Here is a 705-nt window from a genome sequence, read left to right as displayed (position 1 = left end):
ATATAAAAATATATAAGAACTAAAAAGAGTTAATAAAAGTAATAACCATTTTATATTCATATTTTTATTAACTTTATATACTTTATTAATGAATATATCTATATCAGATTCGTAATTATTGATTTAATTTATATTTATATATATTAACACTCTTTTCAATATTTGTTTATATAACTTTATATATAAACCATGACACAATAAAAAGACCTAGATATTAATCCAAGCCCTTTAGTATTAAATTAATTTTGAATTGTATTAATTGAAAAGTTTACTATACCACTATTTCCATTTTCATTTACAACCAGATACCAAGTTCCTGTATTAGGAACTTTCATTCTGCATGGAGTTTTCTTGGCAAATCCACCATAGTAATCATAGTTTCTTTGATTTTTAAATTTAACATAATTTATATGATCTAATAATATCACATTAGCTTGTTTCTCCAAATTTACTTCTACAATATCTCCTTTTTTCAGATGCATCTTACTATAACTATATTCCATTTAATTAACCCTCCACAATTGAATAACTTTTCTCATTTATTACATATTAGTCCTCTATATCTGAAAATTTATTTAAAATATTATAAATACTATATAATTACATTCATTAATTCTTTTATTTTCTTATATATTTCTTTATAATTAATATATTTTTTTATTAGTTTGTGCAATCTTATAGACATAAATATATCGACTCTATATA

The 705-nt window shown here is 20.3% G+C and carries 1 protein-coding gene; it reads right to left on the bottom strand.

Annotated elements, in window-relative coordinates:
- Window positions 1–239: 239 nt before the first annotated feature.
- Window positions 240–503 carry a DUF1883 domain-containing protein gene (locus tag KGF52_RS21040; RefSeq protein ID WP_227828524.1) on the bottom strand — a complete coding sequence of 88 codons (264 nt, stop codon included), beginning with the start codon at window positions 501–503 and terminating at the stop codon, window positions 240–242.
- Window positions 504–705 lie beyond the last annotated feature (202 nt).

Source organism: Clostridioides sp. ZZV15-6597 (assembly GCF_020657815.1).
Classification (GTDB): domain Bacteria; phylum Bacillota; class Clostridia; order Peptostreptococcales; family Peptostreptococcaceae; genus Clostridioides.
Note: the sequence above shows the minus strand (reverse complement) of the source record. Positions and strands in the feature narration are given on the sequence as shown.

Bases quoted from the DNA above. Each gene is read 5' to 3' on its own strand.
- KGF52_RS21040 (WP_227828524.1), bottom strand. From the start codon at position 503: ATGGAATATAGTTATAGTAAGATGCATCTGAAAAAAGGAGATATTGTA.